The sequence below is a fragment of the Bacillus mojavensis genome (assembly GCF_012648005.1).
GTDB lineage: Bacteria > Bacillota > Bacilli > Bacillales > Bacillaceae > Bacillus > Bacillus mojavensis.
The window spans coordinates 3,733,055-3,750,782 of sequence record NZ_CP051464.1 but is presented as its reverse complement, the minus strand read 5'-3'; the positions used below and the strand labels follow the sequence as shown (position 1 = coordinate 3,750,782).

The 17,728-nt window shown below is 42.4% G+C and carries 19 protein-coding genes and 2 pseudogenes; 13 read left to right on the top strand and 8 right to left on the bottom strand.

Going from position 1 to position 17,728, the window contains the following annotated elements; translation table 11 throughout:
* Positions 1-33: 33 nt before the first annotated feature.
* The 3 genes and pseudogenes from HC660_RS19490 to HC660_RS19480 all read right to left on the bottom strand — a co-directional run.
* Complete coding sequence (locus HC660_RS19490; RefSeq protein WP_010332373.1) at positions 34-231, bottom strand: YwbE family protein; 198 nt, start codon at positions 229-231, stop codon at positions 34-36.
* Positions 232-265: 34 nt separating this feature from the next.
* A pseudogene (locus HC660_RS19485) lies at positions 266-445 on the bottom strand (MFS transporter); the annotation flags it as partial.
* Positions 446-589: 144 nt separating this feature from the next.
* A pseudogene (locus HC660_RS19480) lies at positions 590-748 on the bottom strand (LrgB family protein); the annotation flags it as partial.
* Between the two features lie 152 nt (positions 749-900).
* Between HC660_RS19480 and HC660_RS19475 the strand changes: the two are divergent.
* The 3 genes from HC660_RS19475 to HC660_RS19465 all read left to right on the top strand — a co-directional run bounded on the left by HC660_RS19475 (position 901) and on the right by HC660_RS19465 (position 4,248).
* Positions 901-1,323 (top strand): DUF2712 domain-containing protein, encoded by a 423-nt coding sequence (locus tag HC660_RS19475; protein ID WP_244956510.1) that lies wholly within the window; start codon positions 901-903, stop codon positions 1,321-1,323.
* Between the two features lie 66 nt (positions 1,324-1,389).
* A complete protein-coding gene (locus HC660_RS19470; protein ID WP_168749065.1) occupies positions 1,390-2,187 on the top strand; it encodes an ABC transporter permease in 798 nt (265 codons plus the stop codon).
* Positions 2,188-3,597: 1,410 nt separating this feature from the next.
* Positions 3,598-4,248: an ABC transporter ATP-binding protein gene (locus HC660_RS19465; RefSeq protein WP_168749063.1), complete on the top strand. Its 651-nt coding sequence runs from the start codon at positions 3,598-3,600 to the stop codon at positions 4,246-4,248.
* Between the two features lie 54 nt (positions 4,249-4,302).
* Here HC660_RS19465 and HC660_RS19460 read toward each other — a convergent pair whose 3' ends face one another.
* Positions 4,303-4,980 (bottom strand): CidB/LrgB family autolysis modulator, encoded by a 678-nt coding sequence (locus HC660_RS19460; protein WP_168749062.1) that lies wholly within the window; start codon positions 4,978-4,980, stop codon positions 4,303-4,305.
* On the bottom strand, positions 4,962-5,348 hold the full coding sequence (locus tag HC660_RS19455; RefSeq protein WP_003227375.1) for a CidA/LrgA family holin-like protein: 387 nt from the start codon (positions 5,346-5,348) through the stop codon (positions 4,962-4,964). Before HC660_RS19455 ends, HC660_RS19460 begins: the two co-directional genes overlap by 19 nt.
* A gap of 105 nt (positions 5,349-5,453) precedes the next feature.
* Here HC660_RS19455 and cidR point away from each other — a divergent pair, with 105 nt between their 5' ends.
* The 7 genes from cidR (at position 5,454) to HC660_RS19420 (ending at position 12,568) form a co-directional block, all read left to right on the top strand.
* Positions 5,454-6,362 carry a cidABC operon transcriptional activator CidR gene (gene cidR / locus HC660_RS19450; protein WP_010332370.1) on the top strand — a complete coding sequence of 303 codons (909 nt, stop codon included), beginning with the start codon at positions 5,454-5,456 and terminating at the stop codon, positions 6,360-6,362.
* A gap of 7 nt (positions 6,363-6,369) precedes the next feature.
* Positions 6,370-7,188, top strand: coding sequence for a hydroxyethylthiazole kinase (thiM, locus tag HC660_RS19445; protein WP_168749061.1), 819 nt, complete (start codon positions 6,370-6,372; stop codon positions 7,186-7,188).
* On the top strand, positions 7,185-7,853 hold the full coding sequence (gene thiE, locus HC660_RS19440) for a thiamine phosphate synthase (protein ID WP_168749060.1): 669 nt from the start codon (positions 7,185-7,187) through the stop codon (positions 7,851-7,853). Before thiM ends, thiE begins: the two co-directional genes overlap by 4 nt.
* A gap of 155 nt (positions 7,854-8,008) precedes the next feature.
* Positions 8,009-9,454 carry a ferrous ion permease EfeU gene (locus tag HC660_RS19435; protein ID WP_168749059.1) on the top strand — a complete coding sequence of 482 codons (1,446 nt, stop codon included), beginning with the start codon at positions 8,009-8,011 and terminating at the stop codon, positions 9,452-9,454.
* Positions 9,451-10,608: an iron uptake system protein EfeO gene (gene efeO, locus HC660_RS19430; RefSeq protein ID WP_168749058.1), complete on the top strand. Its 1,158-nt coding sequence runs from the start codon at positions 9,451-9,453 to the stop codon at positions 10,606-10,608. The genes HC660_RS19435 and efeO overlap by 4 nt, the downstream gene beginning before the upstream one ends.
* An 18-nt stretch (positions 10,609-10,626) precedes the next feature.
* Complete coding sequence (gene efeB, locus HC660_RS19425; RefSeq protein ID WP_168749057.1) at positions 10,627-11,877, top strand: iron uptake transporter deferrochelatase/peroxidase subunit; 1,251 nt, start codon at positions 10,627-10,629, stop codon at positions 11,875-11,877.
* Between the two features lie 88 nt (positions 11,878-11,965).
* Positions 11,966-12,568 (top strand): DsbA family oxidoreductase, encoded by a 603-nt coding sequence (locus HC660_RS19420; RefSeq protein WP_168749056.1) that lies wholly within the window; start codon positions 11,966-11,968, stop codon positions 12,566-12,568.
* A gap of 44 nt (positions 12,569-12,612) precedes the next feature.
* On the opposite strand, the gene HC660_RS19415 is transcribed toward HC660_RS19420, so the two are convergent.
* The 3 genes from HC660_RS19415 to slrA form a co-directional block, all read right to left on the bottom strand.
* The gene (locus HC660_RS19415) at positions 12,613-14,154 is read right to left on the bottom strand and encodes a solute symporter family protein (protein ID WP_168749055.1); all 1,542 of its coding nucleotides are present in this window, start codon (positions 14,152-14,154) and stop codon (positions 12,613-12,615) included.
* On the bottom strand, positions 14,151-14,465 hold the full coding sequence (locus HC660_RS19410; protein WP_168749054.1) for a DUF485 domain-containing protein: 315 nt from the start codon (positions 14,463-14,465) through the stop codon (positions 14,151-14,153). Before HC660_RS19410 ends, HC660_RS19415 begins: the two co-directional genes overlap by 4 nt.
* 421 nt (positions 14,466-14,886) lie before the next feature.
* A complete protein-coding gene (gene slrA / locus HC660_RS19405; RefSeq protein ID WP_010332361.1) occupies positions 14,887-15,045 on the bottom strand; it encodes a transcriptional regulator SlrA in 159 nt (52 codons plus the stop codon).
* 352 nt (positions 15,046-15,397) lie between these two features.
* On the opposite strand from slrA, the gene HC660_RS19400 reads away from it, so the two are divergent.
* The 3 genes from HC660_RS19400 to HC660_RS19390 all read left to right on the top strand — a co-directional run bounded on the left by HC660_RS19400 (position 15,398) and on the right by HC660_RS19390 (position 17,725).
* A complete protein-coding gene (locus HC660_RS19400) occupies positions 15,398-16,069 on the top strand; it encodes a TetR/AcrR family transcriptional regulator (protein WP_010332360.1) in 672 nt (223 codons plus the stop codon).
* Positions 16,070-16,086: 17 nt separating this feature from the next.
* A complete protein-coding gene (locus tag HC660_RS19395) occupies positions 16,087-16,470 on the top strand; it encodes a GtrA family protein (RefSeq protein ID WP_010332359.1) in 384 nt (127 codons plus the stop codon).
* An 82-nt stretch (positions 16,471-16,552) separates the two neighbouring features.
* Positions 16,553-17,725 (top strand): galactokinase, encoded by a 1,173-nt coding sequence (locus HC660_RS19390; protein WP_168749053.1) that lies wholly within the window; start codon positions 16,553-16,555, stop codon positions 17,723-17,725.
* Positions 17,726-17,728: the final 3 nt, after the last annotated feature.

The following is a 17,728-nucleotide window of genomic DNA, read 5'->3' as shown; positions in this document are numbered from 1 at the left end:
AAGAGAAAAGCTGCCCGGTTCAGGGGCAGCTTTTTATGTAGAAATGATCTGCTGGACGCGTCCGATACGGCCATCTTCAAGACGGACTTTAATGCCGTGCGGATGATAGCTAGATTTCGTTAAAATATCCTTCACTGTGCCTCGCGTCAGTTTTCCTGTTTTTTGATCCGCTTTCAATACAATATCTACCTGTAATCCTTTAGAAATGCTGCTCCGTTCTTGCCCGTTCATAGCACACTTCCTTCCTTTTTATTCATTATAGTCGTTATGGTTTAAAAGTAACAGCCGTCTGATGAAGCGAATGCTTATTTTTTTCTGCTTTTATTAAATATAATGTCAGCCCTGCGCCTGCTATGCTAAGAATGGCGAAGAGCAGATAGACTGCGAAAATGGAAACGTAGTCAAAAATGTATCCGCCAACAAACGTACAGAACCAGTTGCCGAAGCTGCGCAGTGCCGTTTCACTTGCAAGTTATGTATGGGGGGGTGCCTCCTTTGGTATCTGTAAATTACATTATATTGTAATTTCACAGCTTTTCAATGGAAGGAGACATAAAAAAACGGCCCTTGCCAGAACAGCTTTTTCTTCTTACATAAATGAAATTAAAAACGGAGCCGCGCAAAGCGTCATAATCGCAGCTAAGATCATTGACACACTAGAAATCGTGCCGGACACAGAGCTGAGCTCAAATGCTTTCGATGTGCCCGCTCCATGTGCGCTTGTGCCGAGCAGCACGCCCCGCGCAATAATCGGAAATAGCGGATGACCATCTGGCAATCTCTCATTTAGGAAATTCTCATTTAAAAAGCAAAAAAAATACAAATATCCATTTGACTAATGGAAACTATATGTATATAATCCTTATATATCTAATAAAAAGGAGTAGTTAAATAGTGAAAATGAAAAATATACTTACATGTTCTTTGGGTACAATGGTTCTATTGTCTGGTTTGATTACAACTAATGTACTAGCAAAAGGAGATACAAAAGATTCTAGTTATTATCTCCAAATGCCAAAAGGGTACCATGTTAATGCATATACGCCAGCAAGAACAAAATATAATGACTCCTCAGTATATCAAAAAAACTCTTGGATAGGTAAGGATCGGACATTGCGTTTATGGGTTGTTGGTAAAGATAAAACAGATTTATCAGGCGGTCACTACATAGATATTACAAGCGGTCAAAAAAAGAATATTCCAAATGTTGCATACGAGAATAAAGGTAAGACACCTGTTAGAATTGCTGGAGAAGTCAGAGGCACTCCAAACGCTGTTGTTATTTCGGCAAAAGGAGTATGGAGTCCTGATAGTCGCCGATAGGTATAATTTCACAAATAACTAGAAAGAGTTTTATTCTTTCTAGTTATTTGAATTGGAGGTTTTTTTTTGTTTTATCAACTGTTAAAAAATAATATCAAAGATGTTTTTGGTTCGAATAAGTACAAATTCTCCTTATTAATCATGATTGTCCTTTTTGGGATAGATATTTTTGTGTCTGTCTATCAAAAATTCAATATTCCTTATTTTGATAAGGTTCATTTGAGCTTTTCCCTCTATTTCTGGCTTGGTACAAATGATTCGGTTATTAGCGGGATGCTAATATTATTATTTGCTTTAATTTCTTGTTTACCGTATAGCACAAGTGTATTAGAAGAAAAGAAAAGCGGTTATTTTCAATTTATTATAACTCGTAGTTCTGCAATTAAGTATTTTGGAGCAAAATTGATAACATCATTTATTAGTGGTGGTTTCTTGTTTGTTTTTCCATTTTTATTATCATTTGTACTAATGACCATAATGTTTGGGGATAATTTAACAAGCGGACAATTTGTTGAAAATTATCATCTGTTTCATCAAATTGCAAAGTATCATCCGAATATATACATGTTAATATATATATTCATTTTGTTTTATTATGCAGGATCTTTTGCAATTCTAGGCGTATGTCTATCTACTTTTTTAAAGAATAGGTATTTAGCATATTTGTCTCCATTTTTAATTGTTTTAGTTCTAGAACCTGTATGTGAAATTTTTTATCCCCAGTTATCACCTATATTATTAATGAATCCTATTCAATCGATTACAGGGATTTCTGTATTTTATGTTTTTGCAGTACCATCTTTCGTTTTAATATTATCTTTAATAGGTTGTTTTATTGGAATGAAAAAATATGTCGAGAAATAATTTTTTTTATTACCTTCTAAAAATAAATCGTAAAAATATTTTATTAAGTCTTATATGTTTAATGTTGTTGAATATGAGTGTGTTTTATAATAATACAATTAACGAAGTAACAAATATTAGCTTAATTAGAATGCTTTCAAATATATTAGGCTCACCTACAAGTTTTATTACAGTGTGTATTTTTTTATTAAATATGAATAGCTGGCATTTTTCAAATTACGTTGTTTCACGTTTCAATAACAGAAAGATTTTTTTTCGGTTTCTCTTATTGCTTATTTTGTTAAGAACTACTGCGTTTTTAGTATTATCAATATTAACCACGATCCTTACTGCATTGATTTTAAAACCTGATATGTTTATGAATAGTCTTCAGATTGTTAATAAGAATGAAATCATGCAAATAATATTTTTGTTAGTAGGGTGGTTACTGATTTTATTTATTGTCCAACTAATTATTTTAATGTTTCAATTGATCTCCCCTATTTATGGAACTTTAATTGGTTCAGCTGTTGTACTTTTGATTTTATTTAATGATATATACGACTCTTTTTCTATTTTATTCATTCAAGCAATATCTTCAACTTTTGATTATTCACTTTATACGTTGTTTTATAATAGGCTGTATCTTTTGATTGTAATTGTTTTTTTGACTTTAATTTGCTTGAAATTAACAAAATCTTTTCAAATGTTGAGGAGATAACAAAAAATGTATTTATTTGACATGATAAATGTTTGGAGACAAAATAAATGGCCATGGATCATTTGGATTGTTATTAATATTTTTTTGCTGTTTTTGATTGTCAGTAGCCTTCAAATGATTAATATTAATTCAGTTTGGGAGTCAATAATGGGAAATAAAGTTTTTTCTTTACCTTTCCCTTATTTCTTTATTTGCGGCTTTTATTTGTTATTAAACGGCAATTATTTATATTATCAACGAAGCAACATGATTTCTCTTACCCTTACTAGATTTTTATCAAGAGAACGTTGGTTACTCGGTAAACTGCTTTACACTATACTATTATGTTGTAGTTATTGTCTGTTACTGATTTTATTAGTGCATATAGCAGTTTTTTTAAAACATGGAAGTTTTCACTATAATAATGCTACAATCTACACTTTTTTTACAGTATTCTTAACATTTGTAATTTGTGGTATATGTCAGTCTGTATTGATCTTAAGAGTCAAACCCATCTTCTCTTTTATTATAATATACGGATTGTTGATACTGCCTGTATGGGTAAATATCCCTTTTCCAGGGAGATACTCCTTTGTCACTTATGCGTACCAGATGCATATGCATTATGTTCATAATAATTATTTGCTTTTCTTTTCTCTTATCATCATAGTTTGGGTATTTTTAGCGATAAGGAGAATTGGACGTCAAAACTTTTTCTAAAGGAGAACAATATGTCTTTTTCAATAACATTAGAGAATGTAACGAAAACGTTGAATTCCAACAAGGTAGTAAACAATGTTTCGCTTCAATTAGGATCAGGAAAAATATATGGATTTAGAGGTTCTAACGGTTCTGGAAAATCAATGCTTTTCAGAGTCATTTCAGGGCTCCTAGTGCCCGATAAAGGGGTTATAAATGTAAACGGAGATATTTTACATAAGGATATTTCGTTTCCGGAGAGCATGGGAATTGTTATTGAAAATCCAGATTTCATTCCTCATTTAACTGGTAAACAGAACTTGAAAGTACTTGCATCTATCAAAAAGAAGGCTGCAGACGCGGATATAAACCATGCCTTAGAGGTTGTTGGTTTGGACAAGAATGACTCAAGAAAATATAAGAAATTCTCATTGGGAATGAAACAACGATTAGCTATAGGCCAAGCTATAATGGAAAATCCGGATCTGCTGATACTTGATGAACCAACGAATGCACTCGATGAAGCAACGATTGAGCGAATTAAAACATTTTTGAATGAATATAAAAAAAGAAATAAGTTAATCCTAATTTCAAGTCACGATAGATATTTTCTAGAATTAATTAGTGATGAAATATATGAAGTAAAAGAGGGGAGAGTAACTATTTCTGGTAATATTGATTAATTATAATTAATAATAAAACACCATTTCTGATTTAATAAGAAATGGTGTTTTTTCTTACATAAATGAAATTAAAAACGGAGCCGCGCAAAGCGTCATAATCGCTGCGAGGATCATTGATACGCTGGAAATCGTGCCGGACACAGAGCTGAGCTCAAATGCTTTAGATGTGCCCGCTCCATGTGCGCTTGTGCCGAGAAGCACGCCCCGCGCAATTTCGTTATCAATGCGGAAATAGCGGATGACTATCGGGCCGATGACAGTGCCGAACAAAGCGGTCAAAATGACAAATATGGCTGTGACCGCAGGCATTCCGCCGATCATTTCAGATACGTTCATGGCGATCGGCGTTGTCACTGATCTTGGAACGAGGCTGTCAATCAAGCCAGTTCCGAGGTGAAGCCATTTCGCAATAAGAGCTGTAGAAATAATCGCGATGCATGAGCCGAAGGCGACGTTCAAAATAATTTCCACTGCGTATTTCTTTAAAACAGGGAAATATTTATAAAGCGGGATCGCAAATGCCACGGTAGCCGGCTGAAGCATATCGGTCAGCACTTCACCACCGAGATTATATGTCTCATACGGGACATTCACCAGCAGCAGCAGACCGACTAACACAGCAGGCGTCACCAATAGCGGCGACGTATAGACTCGCGGAAAACGCGAATATACTTTTTTTGCTCCTAAATACACCAAAACCGTTAATAACAAACTTACAATTCCGATGAACACGTATGTTTTTTCTCCTTTCTTTTTGCAATAAGTTGTGTAAGCGTTCCTGTGGACACCATCACGACAAACGTGCTGATGATGACAACAAGCAAAATGCTGACACCGAATTTTGACATAATGTCTCCGTATTCAATCACTCCGACGGCAGACGGGATAAAAAATAAAAGCAGCTCCCCAAGAAGCCACGCCGCGCCAAGCTCTATCCATTCAAGCTTGATGATGTTAAAGTGTAATAATGTGAAAAGAATCACAATCCCAATTATACTGCCGGGAATATTTATATGAAGAAGGGCTGTCACCCAATTGATCAGCCGAGCGAATATAAATAACAGAGCGATTTGAATAACGGTAAGCAACAGTTTTTTCATTTTGATGCCTCCCTTATATTCATATTGTACATGAGGTTACGCTATAGGTAAAATATATATTAAGCATAATAAGTATTCCTTTTGTCTATAGAAAGGGTGAAACAAATGGACATTCGCCATTTAACATATTTTCTGGAGGTCGCCCGTCTGAAAAGTTTTACGAAGGCGTCTCAATCACTTTATGTTTCTCAGCCGACGATATCGAAAATGATCAAAAATTTAGAAGCTGAGCTTGGGATCGAGCTTTTTTACCGAAACGGCAGACAGGTGGAGCTGACGGACGCCGGCCATAGCATGTATGTGCAGGCGCAGGAAATTATTAAATCATTTCAAAACCTGACATCCGAGTTAAATGATATTATGGAGGTCAAGAAAGGGCATGTGCGAATCGGGCTGCCGCCGATGATCGGATCAGGATTTTTCCCGCGAGTGCTCGGCGATTTTCGGGAAAATTATCCGAATGTGACCTTTCAGCTCGTTGAGGACGGCTCTATCAAAGTCCAAGAAGGCGTTGGAGACGGTTCTCTTGACATTGGCGTTGTTGTTCTTCCTGCAAACGAAGACATTTTTCATTCATTTACGATCGTAAAAGAAACATTAATGCTTGTCGTACACCCTTCCCACCGGCTGGCGGGTGAGAAAGAGAGCCGATTGCAGGATTTGAAGGAAGAGCCTTTTATTTTCTTCAGGGAGGATTTTGTTCTCCACAATAGAATTATGATGGAATGTATCAAGGCCGGATTCAGACCTCATATCATTTACGAAACCTCACAATGGGATTTTATCAGTGAGATGGTGTCAGCCAACCTGGGGATCGGACTTTTGCCGGAACGCATATGTCGCGGCCTTGATCCGGAAAAGGTCAAAGTCATTCCGCTTGTCGATCCGGTCATCCCTTGGCATCTTGCGATTATATGGAGAAAGGACCGCTATTTGTCCTTTGCGGCAAGAGCCTGGCTTGAACATACGAAATCGTATTTATGGGATCCGAAAAAAAGAGAGAGTAAAGGATGATGCTAACATGGATGCACAATCAGCAGCAAAACGATTAACAGCCGTCCGGAAGCATAGCCCTCTGGTGCACAGCATAACAAACAATGTGGTGACGAATTTTACAGCGAACGGTCTGCTCGCCCTCGGTGCATCACCCGTAATGGCTTATGCGAAAGAAGAGGTCGCCGATATGGCGAAAATCGCGGGCGCGCTCGTTTTAAATATTGGAACGCTAAGCAAGGAAACCGTCGAAGCTATGATCATTGCGGGTAAATCAGCGAATGAACATGGCGTACCCGTCATTCTTGATCCCGTGGGGGCTGGTGCCACACCGTTCCGCACTGAATCGGCACGTGAGATTATACGTGAGGTGCGCCTCTCTGCAATCAGAGGAAATGCCGCTGAAATTGCACATACCGTGGGTGTTGCGGATTGGATGATCAAAGGAGTCGATGCCGGTGAAGGCGGAGGCGACACTGTCCGTCTGGCTCAACAGGCGGCGCAAAAACTGAACACGGTCATTGCGATTACTGGGGAAGTCGACGTAATTGCCGACGCATCTAACGTATACACTCTTCATAACGGCCACAAGCTGCTGACGAAGGTGACAGGCGCCGGATGTCTTCTGACTTCAGTAGTCGGTGCGTTTTGTGCAGTGGAAAAAAATCCGTTATTCGCTGCCATCGCTGCGATTTCCTCATATGGTGTTGCGGCTCAGCTTGCCGCGCAGCAGACAGCTGACAAAGGTCCGGGGAGCTTTCAGATTGAATTGCTGAACAAGCTGTCTTCTGTCTCTGAACAAGATGTATCAGAGTTAGCGACAATAGAAAGGGTGACAGTCTCATGACACGTATTTCTCGGGAAATGATGAAAGAGCTATTATCTGTTTACTTTATTATGGGTTCAAACAATACGAAAGCCGATCCTCTGGCAGTTGTACAAAACGCATTAAAAGGCGGTGCCACTCTGTACCAGTTTCGCGAAAAGGGCGAAGGCGCACTGACAGGGGAGGAACGGATTGACTTCGCCGCAAAGGTTCAGGCGGCATGCCGTGAAGCCGGAGTCCCTTTCATTGTCAATGATGATGTGGAGCTGGCACTGAAGCTGAAGGCAGACGGTGTGCACATCGGCCAAGAGGATGCGAAAGCAAAAGAGGTACGCGACGCCATTGGCGATATGATCCTTGGCGTGTCCGCCCATACGATGTCTGAGGTAAAGCAAGCCGAGGAAGATGGGGCAGATTATGTCGGTCTCGGGCCGATCTACCCGACGGAAACGAAAAAGGATACAAGAGCTGTGCAGGGTGTGTCTCTCATTGAAGCGGTGAGACGTCAAGGCATCAGCATCCCGATTGTCGGCATCGGCGGTATCACAATAGAAAATGCCGGTCCTGTAATTGAAGCGGGCGCTGACGGTGTCAGTATGATCAGCGCTATCAGTCTGACGGAAGATCCGGAAGAAGCCGCACGCAAATTTTACGATGTTATTCACACATATAAGACCGGCCGATAACCCGATTTTGCTTTCAAGAGGCTGTCCTGTAAAGGGCAGCCTTTTTGCTGTTCTGCCAAGGTTTTCAGACCTTCAAATTTTCATTGACAAAGGGCGGGAACTGGCTATGATTATGATATATAATGATAATCATTTTCAATTATAGGAGGAACATGATGGCTCGGGGGCTGGCACTTATATTACTCAGCTTGTTGATATTTTTCGGTTCAGCGGCGCATGCGGAAAATGATCCAATTGCTTCCCTGCTTGAATTAAACAAGCAAATGATTAAATCAGTACAAGATGGAGATATAGATTCCGCACAGCAAACATTTGAGACCTTCAAATCGGCGTGGAAAAAGGAAGAACCATCTATTAAGAAGGAAAATATTTCTTCCCACAGCAAAATGGACTCGAATATCGCTATGATTTCTCTTTCTTTCATTAATCAAGACGCGAACAAACTCGAAACACAGCTTGAAGAGCTTTCTTCTCACTTAGAAACCTACCAGCAGGCTGTTGTGCTGAAAAAGGCATCCTCGGGTCAATCAAGGACGTCCTTAACAGCCTATATTCAAAGCTTAAAAGAAACAAAACAATTGATAGAAAAAGATCAGCTGGATGAGGCGTCAGCCGCTATCGACAACTTAATCACATCTTGGCTGGCCGTAGAAGGAGACGTCGTATCCCAATCCAAAGAAGCCTATACCACATCGGAGGAAAATCTGGCACTCATAAAGGCTGAAATCGACAGCCATCCCGATCAGGTATTAAAGCAAATTGACGAAATGATTCAATTGCTTGAGCCGATTGCTTCGAGCAGCTACAGCTGGTGGGACGCGGCATTGATCCCAATTCGAGAAGGAATGGAGGCGCTGCTTGTCATCGGGGCGCTTTTGACCATGACAAAAAAAGCCCGTGTCACCCGTTCTTCTGCTTGGATCTGGGGCGGCGCGTCAGCCGGCATGTTTGTTTCCTTAGCAGCCGGAATCGGCGTCACCCTCCTGTTCTCCTCGAAGGTATTCGGAGAAAACAATTTCTTGCTAGGCGGAATCACCGGCGTGCTGTCCGCTGTCATGCTTTTGTATGTCGGGGTGTGGCTGCATAGGAACGCCTCGATGGACAAGTGGAGAGAAAAAATCAATATCCAGAAATCACAGGCGCTGAAAAAACGAAGCCTGCTTTCCTTTGCGCTCATTGCATTTCTGGCAGTCGTGAGGGAGGGGCTCGAAACAGTCATCTTTTTCATCGGCCTTGTTGGAAAGCTCTCTCTCCCTGAGCTGATCGGCGGGACAGCTGCGGGCCTTGTCGTTCTCGTCATTGTCGGTATTCTTATGATAAAGCTCGGAATGCGTATTCCATTGAAACCGTTTTTTCTGCTGTCAATGGCGGTTGTCCTGTATATGTGCGTGAAATTTCTTGGAACAGGCGTTCACAGCCTGCAGCTCGCGGGGATTCTTCCGTCTGACGCAGAAAGCTGGCTTCCGTCTGTATCCGTTCTCGGAATCTACCCGTCCGTGTACAGTACGATTCCGCAATTGCTAATTTTACTATTTTTACTGATTGCGCTTGTCTCAGAAGCGGCAAAACATTTTACAAACGGAAAGGAACTGACAAAATGAATATCACAAAGATTGCTGTAACAGCCGGATGCATCCTTGCACTGTGTGCAGGATGCGGAGCCAATGACACTTCGTCAACTAAAGAAAAAGCTTCTTCTGAAAAAAGCGGAGTAAGCAAAGAGATCACGGCTTCCGTCAATAAAATGGAGAACATGATTTCCGAGCTGAATGAATCAGCAGAAAAAGCCGATCAAAAAGAGATTCAAAAGAAGGGGAAAGAATTAAACAGCTACTGGCTTTCTTTTGAAAATGATATTCGCAGCGACTATCCGTTCGAATACACAGAAATCGAAAAGCACCTTCAGCCTATCTATACAGAGGCGCAAAAAGCCAAACCGGATACAGACAAAATTAAGACAGAATCCGAGTCACTGAAAGCGTCCTTAGAAGACCTGACAGAAGCGAAGAAGAGCAGCAAAAAGGCAAGCGATCAGCTGGCAAAAGCGGCAGATGAATATAAAGAATACGTCAAAGAACAGAGTGATCAGCTTGTGAAGGCGACTGAAGCATTTACAGCTGCCGTGAAGGCCGGCGATATTGAAAAATCAAAGACGTTATATGCGAAAGCGCGCGTCTATTACGAGAGAATTGAACCGATTGCGGAAAGCCTCGGAGATCTTGACCCGAAAATTGATGCCCGTGAAAACGATGTAGAAGAAGGGGACAAGTGGACAGGGTTCCACAAGCTTGAGAAAGCCATTTGGAAGGATAAACATATTTCCGGGGAAAAGGCGACGGCTGACCAGCTTGTCAAGGATGTAAAAGAGCTTGACGGTTTGATTGAATCATTGACATTAACGCCAGAACAAATTGTGGCGGGTGCGATGGAGCTTCTGAACGAAGCAGGTATTTCTAAAATTACGGGTGAAGAGGAGCGCTACTCACGAATCGATTTAGTCGATCTTATGGCAAATGTTGAAGGCTCTGAGGCCGTGTATCAAACTGTGAAAAGCGCGCTCGTAAAAGACCACTCTGACCTGACGGAAAAGCTGGATACCGAATTCAGTGAATTTGAAGTTTTAATGGCAAAATACAAAACAAATGATCAGGCCTATACGTCTTATGATAAATTAAGTGAAGATCAAATCAGAGAGCTGAGCACAAAGCTGACGACTCTTTCTGAAACCATGTCGAAGATTGCGAATGTGCTATAAAAGGAGTTTTGTAACAGCATGAGCGATGAACAAAAAAAGCCAGAACAAATTCACAGACGGGACATTTTAAAATGGGGAGCGATGGCTGGTGCGGCCGTGGCGATTGGCGCCAGCGGTCTCGGCGGTCTTGCTCCGCTTGTTCAGACCGCGGCTAAGTCATCGAAGAAGGACGAAAAAGAGGATGACCAGATTATTCCGTTTTATGGAAAGCATCAGGCCGGAATCACCACTGCCCATCAGTCGTACGTGTATTTTGCCGCGCTTGATGTGACGGCGAAGGAGAAAAGCGATATCATCACGTTATTCAGAAACTGGACCAGCCTGACACACATGCTGACGTCAGGCAAAAAAATGTCGAGCGAACAGAAAAATCAATACCTGCCACCGCAGGATACAGGTGAATCGGCTGATTTACCGCCTTCCAACTTAACGGTTACATTTGGCTTCGGGCCTGACTTTTTCGAAAAAGATGGGAAGGATCGCTTCGGACTGAAAAGCAAGAAACCGAAACACCTTGCTGCCCTTCCGGCTATGCCGAATGACAATCTCGATGCGAAGCAGGGAGGCGGAGACATCTGCATCCAAGTATGCGCAGATGATGAACAGGTGGCGTTTCACGCGCTGCGAAACCTATTGAATCAAGCGGTGGGCACCTGTGAAGTCCGCCTGATAAACAAAGGCTTTTTAAGCGGAGGCAAAAATGGAGAAACGCCGCGCAATCTATTTGGGTTTAAAGATGGAACAGGAAACCAAAGTACCAAGGATGACACCTTGATGAACTCGATCGTGTGGATTCAGTCCGGCGAGCCTGACTGGATGACCGGGGGAACTTATATGGCTTTTCGGAAAATCAAAATGTTCCTTGAAATTTGGGACCGCTCTTCCCTGAAGGATCAAGAGGATACTTTCGGCCGCAGAAAAAGCTCGGGGGCACCCTTTGGCCAAAAAAAAGAAACAGACCCTGTCAAGCTGAATCAAATCCCGTCAAATTCGCACGTCAGCCTTGCGAAATCTACGGGGAAACAGATTTTGCGAAGAGCCTTTTCTTACACAGAAGGCATTGACTCGAAAACCGGCTATATGGATGCAGGTCTCCTGTTTATCAGCTTTCAAAAAAATCCCGACAATCAGTTCATCCCCATGCTGAAGGCACTTTCGGCAAAGGATGCGTTAAATGAATATACGCAAACGATTGGTTCTGCTTTATATGCAATCCCCGGCGGGTGCAAAAAAGGAGAATATATTGCTCAGCGGTTGCTTGAATCGTAAAGAGAAGCCATGCAGGCTTCTTTTTTAAAAAACAGTTGTAACTTTTATTGTTACAGTTTAAAATCAACCTATACGAAAGGAGACAATCATGACCGTACAGATAAAAGTTTATTCAGATTACGTGTGCCCATTTTGTTTCATTGGAAAAGCCGCTTTTGAAGAGGCGATAAAAGGAAAGGATGTTGAAGTCGAGTGGATGCCGTTTGAATTGCGTCCAAGTCCTTCACCGCAGCTTGATCCTGTAAACGATCCTTCCAAGAAATATATGTGGCAAACCTCGATCAGACCGATGGCGGAGAAATTGGGAGTCGACATCAAATTTCCAAACGTCTCGCCTCACCCTTATACAGACTTGGCTTTTGAAGGCTTTCACTTTGCCAAAGAATACAACAAAGGACATGCATACAATACCCGTGTATTTGCAGCATTTTTCCAAGAGGGCCAAAACATCGGAGAGATTGAAATCTTGACGAAGCTGGCCGAGGAAGTCGGCTTAGACGGAGCATTGTTCAAAGCTGCACTGGAAGCAAGAACATATCAGGATGTGCAGCGGCAAGCTCTGAAGCACGCCTATGAAGAAGCTGACATTACAGCCGTACCAACCTTTGTCATCGGCGACACCGTGATTCCAGGAGCAGCCGGCAAGGAAGTATTTGAAAACGCGATTTCTCAGGAACAACAGAAAACGTAACCTAAGAAAGCTCTCTAAACAAAAATCTGTTTAGAGAGCCTTTTTTAATCCTGATCCATATGAATCCCGGTATGTGCCTTCACCTGTATTTCCGCAAATGTATCTTCATGAGCAGTTTTATCAGAAGACAGAAGCGTTCCAAGCCACGCACCGAGGAAACCTAGCGGAATCGAAATGATGCCCGGATTAGAAAGCGGGATGAGCGGCTCGCCTACAAAAATAGCACCTCCGGCCGGGTCCCACACACTCGGGCTCATCGACACGAGGACAAGAGCACTGATCAGCCCAGTCAGGCTGCCCCATAATGCGCCTGAGGCATTAAATCTTTTCCAAAACACAGTAAACACAATCAGCGGAAGGTTTGCGCTGGCGGCAACGGCAAATGCCAATGCGACAAGAAATGCGACATTTAAGGATTGTGCAAAAATCGCAAGAATGATAGACAGCACTGACACGGCAATAGATGCCCATCTAGCCGCTTTCATCTGTTCTTTCTCAGTTGCTTCTCCTTTTCTGATAATCTGGCTATAGATATCATGGGCAAACGCTGAAGCGGCAGAAAGCACCAAGCCTGTCACCACTGCCAAAATCGTGGCAAAGGCGATGGCTGATACAAACGCGAACAGGAAATCCCCTCCGAGTGCTTTTGCCAGAAGCGGCGCCGCCATGTTTCCCGCTGGATCGGCCGCTGTAATCGCGTCAAAACCGACAAACGCGGCCGCGCCAAATCCGAGAAATACCGTCATAATGTAAAACACACCGATGATCCACGTTGCTGAAACGACTGATGCCCGGGCAGTTTGGGCATCCTTAACTGTATAAAAGCGAATTAAGATGTGCGGAAGGCCGGCGGTCCCCAGCACAAGTGCCAAATTCAACGACAGGGTTTCAAGCGGGACCTTGTATTTGTTGCCTGGATTTAAAAAATCAGCGCCAAGCGGAGTAGCCGTTTTCATGTGCTCAAACATTGTATTGAGGTTAAAACCGAATTTAGAAAAAACAATGATTGAGATGACGAGGGTGCCGGCCATCAGCAAAACGGCTTTAATAATCTGAACCCAGCTCGTCGCGATCATTCCGCCGAACACGACATAAATGGTCATGAGCACTCCGACAATCAGAACGGCCACGGTATAATCGAGCCCAAGCAGCAGTTTAATCAGCGCCCCTGCTCCCACGAGCTGAGCGATCATATAAAAGGTAGAGATGGCGATGGTATTGAGAGCGGCGACACCGCGGATCTTCTTTTCTTTAAAACGCGCCGCAATCATGTCCGCCATCGTATACTTTCCGAGATTCCGAAGCGGCTCCGCCACGATATAGAGGACAACGAGATAAGCGACAAGAAAACCGATGCTGTAAAAAAATCCATCGAAGCCATATAATGCAATCATTCCGGCAATGCCGAGGAACGATGCGGCAGACATGTAGTCGCCGGCAATTGCCAGTCCATTCTGAACACCGGTGAGCCCGCCGCCGGCCGTATAGAACTCACTCGTCGTTTTTGTCTGTTTCGCGGCAAAATACGTAATCACAAGCGTTAGTCCGACAATCGCTACAAATAACAGAAACGCTGTCAGGTTCATGTCTGTTCACCCTTTAGCTCTTCTTTTAAAGCGTTTACAAATTGGTCGTAACGAACTGCCTTTCGGGAATACACCGTACTGAGTGTCCAGGTCATAGCGAATTGTGCGATGGCAAACAGCCAAGCCCATGAAACAGCACCGACTGCCGGAGTATTCAAAAAGGTGAAATAAGACGTTAAAACAGGGAGTGAAAAATAAAAGACAAAAAAGAAAATCGCAGTTGGAACAATAAAGGCCTGTTTCTGCTTCAAAAAGGCTTGAAAAGACGGAGATCCAGCAATCTTTTGGTAATCAGCTTGCGATCTGTACATGGCTTTCCTCCTTATTATCCTGCTGAAAAATAAGCATAAAGGTACACCAATAGGTATGTACAGAAAGTCTGATTTATTCTTCAGGATCATAAAGGGGATGAAAAAAGCAGGAAACGTGAAGTTTAGACGCGGGGGTATAAAACGGGCGAAGGTTTTCCAGCTGTTTGCTTTCAAAACCTCACCAAATGCAGCTTATGCAAAGCTGCCCTTTTTTCTAAAGTCCGGTTTTATGCTCGCATCACCTCTTTATGACAATGCATGTGCCAAGAGGTGACCGCATTACCAGCTGTCTGTCATATTTTAGGCTGAAACACCGTTTGTCCTCAAAATCCCACAGTATATAAGCTATCGAATAGAGGAAATGGTGAAAACTCAGATCAGATGATAGAAAAGCCAGAGGTAAAAGATCCGCCTGTCCGGATTAGTCTTGGCGGACGGCCTTTTTGTGATTGGTTTTTCTCATCGCTGTTTCAGATTCTAAAAACTGCCTCACATCATGAATGCCCAATCCAATGGATCTAGCTTCTTGAATCAACATATGCCAATCTTTGTCCAAATCTTTTTTAACTTGAGTTTTCATAGTAACCTCCAATTGTATAAAATGTTTTCCTGCAACATCCAGGCAATAAAAGGCAAGCCGGTGTGATGATGAGGCGAGTACAACAAATTTCACACATAGTTGCTCGGTGTTCACAAACTGAAGGAAGAATCACCTACCTATTCCCTAAAAAAATGACTAATATAACCAATGGGCCTTATTTATAATAATAAACAATTAAATACTGACTGGATAGTATGTAAATGAAAATAAATCGTATTGCCTATTAAATATGACCCCTCCACAACCGAATAGCATACCTTTGGAAAGAAATAAATACCGCAAAAGATTGATCCGGTGTAAGATAAGGGTAATCATACGGCTGGAGAAAAATATGAAAAAAAACAAATTTCAAATTAAAAGAGAGCAAACATTTGAAAGGTTTATAGAGGCTGGCCTGAATTTATTGATTGACCGAGCATATGACCCTGTGTCTGTGGAAGAAATCAGCAGAGCTGCCGGGTACAGTAAAGGCGCATTTTATGTTCATTTTGACAACATGGAAGACTTCCTGCAGCATATCTTCGAAAATCATCAAATGAAAAAACAGATTATCATCGGCTACCTGAATGAAATCGAGCGGACATCTGCGAAACCGCTGACTCTTCATGACGCTGCAAAACATGCCGCAGAGCTGCTGTATTCTTACTACAAAAATAAACCATCGTGGGACATCACCTCGTTTGCAATGAATATGCCGACCTTTAAAGTTGTCCAAAAATGCAAGGCTTATGTGGGGCTGTACGAATTGTGGGTGGAAGAAAATACGTCATATATTAATTGGCTGAAGGAGAGAAAGCTGGTTGACGACAGTATTGATCCGGAATATACGGCTAAAATAATATGTGCGGTGCTTGACGGAATCATCAAACAATCGCGTGTATTGGGCCATCCAGCCACATTCCGCAGCTTTTTTGACGCGCTTTCCGTTTTTGTTTCTTTTAACCGCGAATACGCAAAGCTAAGAAATTTGAAAAGTTTTTCAGAAAGCGAGGAACATCAGTGAAGTATAGAGAATTGATTATGTATATCATTATGGGGGTTTTCACGACAATCGTGAATATCGCCAGCTTTTATATATTGGTAGAGATCATGAATGTGGATTATAAAGCTGCAACAGTAGCTGCTTGGATTTTGTCTGTGCTGTTTGCTTACATAACAAATAAAATATATGTGTTTCAGCAGAAAACAGATGACCTGCAAAGCCTGCTGAAAGAGCTCACTGCCTTTTTCAGCGTCCGGGTGCTGTCCCTCGGAATAGACCTTGGCATGATGATCCTCCTTGTGGGACAGTTCCATACCAATGAAACGCTGGCCAAAATACTCGATAATGCGGTGATTGTTGTCGTCAACTATGTCGCAAGCAAATGGCTCGTCTTTAAAAAGACAAAAGAAGAAGGGGTATGACAGGGGCGGCAGCATATGATCTTCCGTTTTCGTTACAGAAAGACCGGGAAACAAAAAATAAAAACCATGAAAGGTGATGCACATGCGGGAAGAATTGAAGGGGATATTTGCAAGTGTATTCGGAGAAAAAGAGGGATTGCGTTTTTTTTTCGCACCGGGAAGAGTGAATCTGATTGGAGAACATACGGATTATAACGGCGGGCACGTGTTTCCGTGCGCGCTGACAATGGGTACATATGCTGCTGTTGCAGAAAGAAATGACGGGCTGGTCAGGATGTATTCGGACAACTTTCAGGAAGCCGGCATAAAGGAATGTAGTCTTGACGGCATCCGTTATCAAAAAGAAGACGACTGGGCCAATTATCCGAAAGGCGTCTTATATGAATTTCAACAAAGGGGCTATTCGATTCCGAATGGCTTTGACATCGTGTTTTCAGGGAATATTCCAAACGGGGCAGGGCTCTCGTCTTCCGCTTCCATTGAGCTGCTGATGGCGGTCGTGCTCCAAAGCTATTTTCATCCTCAACTCGATGCGCTGGAGCTTGTCAAAATGGCACAGCATGCGGAAAACACATTTATCGGGGTCAATTGCGGAATTATGGATCAATTCACAATCGGAATGGGGAAAGAACATCATGCGATGCTTCTGAACTGCGATACGCTGGACTATGAATATAGCAAACTCGATGTCTCCGGGCTTGCGCTGGTTATTGCGAACACGAACAAAAAAAGGACATTGGCGGACTCAAGCTATAATGCGAGACGCCAAGAGTGCAGCGACGCATTGCTGGATCTGCAAAAGGAGCTCGACATTACATCACTTGGCGACATCAAGCCTTCTGATTTCGATGCATGCTCTGACCTGATCCGAAATGAAACGAACAGACGCCGCGCAAAGCACGCCGTATATGAAAACCACCGTGCCATCAAGACAGCCGACATGTTTAAAGAAAACAACATTCGCGAAATCGGGCGGTTAATGAAGGAATCCCACCTTTCATTAAAGGATGATTATGAGGTGACATGTCCGGAACTTGATGAGCTCGTATTTGCGGCGTGGGAGCAAGAAGGAGTGATCGGCTCAAGAATGACGGGAGCGGGATTCGGAGGCTGCACGATCAGTATTGTAAAGGATGAGTTTGTTGATGACTTTATCCAAAAGGTTGGAGACAGGTATCAAGAAAAAACAGGCCTCAAAGCTGATTTTTATGTCGCTGATATTGGTGAAGGAGCGAGAGAACTAAAGGGGGAGTGACAC

Bases quoted from the DNA above. Each gene is read 5' to 3' on its own strand.
- HC660_RS19490 (WP_010332373.1), bottom strand. From the start codon at position 231: ATGAACGGGCAAGAACGGAGCAGCATTTCTAAAGGATTACAGGTAGAT.
- HC660_RS19415 (WP_168749055.1), bottom strand. From the start codon at position 14,154: ATGAACCTGACAGCGTTTCTGTTATTTGTAGCGATTGTCGGACTAACG.
- efeB (WP_168749057.1), top strand. From the start codon at position 10,627: ATGAGCGATGAACAAAAAAAGCCAGAACAAATTCACAGACGGGACATT.
- HC660_RS19465 (WP_168749063.1), top strand. From the start codon at position 3,598: ATGTCTTTTTCAATAACATTAGAGAATGTAACGAAAACGTTGAATTCC.
- HC660_RS19410 (WP_168749054.1), bottom strand. From the start codon at position 14,465: ATGTACAGATCGCAAGCTGATTACCAAAAGATTGCTGGATCTCCGTCT.
- slrA (WP_010332361.1), bottom strand. From the start codon at position 15,045: ATGAAAACTCAAGTTAAAAAAGATTTGGACAAAGATTGGCATATGTTG.
- cidR (WP_010332370.1), top strand. From the start codon at position 5,454: ATGGACATTCGCCATTTAACATATTTTCTGGAGGTCGCCCGTCTGAAA.
- HC660_RS19455 (WP_003227375.1), bottom strand. From the start codon at position 5,348: ATGAAAAAACTGTTGCTTACCGTTATTCAAATCGCTCTGTTATTTATA.
- HC660_RS19390 (WP_168749053.1), top strand. From the start codon at position 16,553: ATGCGGGAAGAATTGAAGGGGATATTTGCAAGTGTATTCGGAGAAAAA.
- thiE (WP_168749060.1), top strand. From the start codon at position 7,185: ATGACACGTATTTCTCGGGAAATGATGAAAGAGCTATTATCTGTTTAC.
- HC660_RS19435 (WP_168749059.1), top strand. From the start codon at position 8,009: ATGGCTCGGGGGCTGGCACTTATATTACTCAGCTTGTTGATATTTTTC.
- efeO (WP_168749058.1), top strand. From the start codon at position 9,451: ATGAATATCACAAAGATTGCTGTAACAGCCGGATGCATCCTTGCACTG.
- HC660_RS19475 (WP_244956510.1), top strand. From the start codon at position 901: ATGAAAAATATACTTACATGTTCTTTGGGTACAATGGTTCTATTGTCT.
- HC660_RS19395 (WP_010332359.1), top strand. From the start codon at position 16,087: ATGTATATCATTATGGGGGTTTTCACGACAATCGTGAATATCGCCAGC.
- thiM (WP_168749061.1), top strand. From the start codon at position 6,370: ATGGATGCACAATCAGCAGCAAAACGATTAACAGCCGTCCGGAAGCAT.
- HC660_RS19400 (WP_010332360.1), top strand. From the start codon at position 15,398: ATGAAAAAAAACAAATTTCAAATTAAAAGAGAGCAAACATTTGAAAGG.
- HC660_RS19420 (WP_168749056.1), top strand. From the start codon at position 11,966: ATGACCGTACAGATAAAAGTTTATTCAGATTACGTGTGCCCATTTTGT.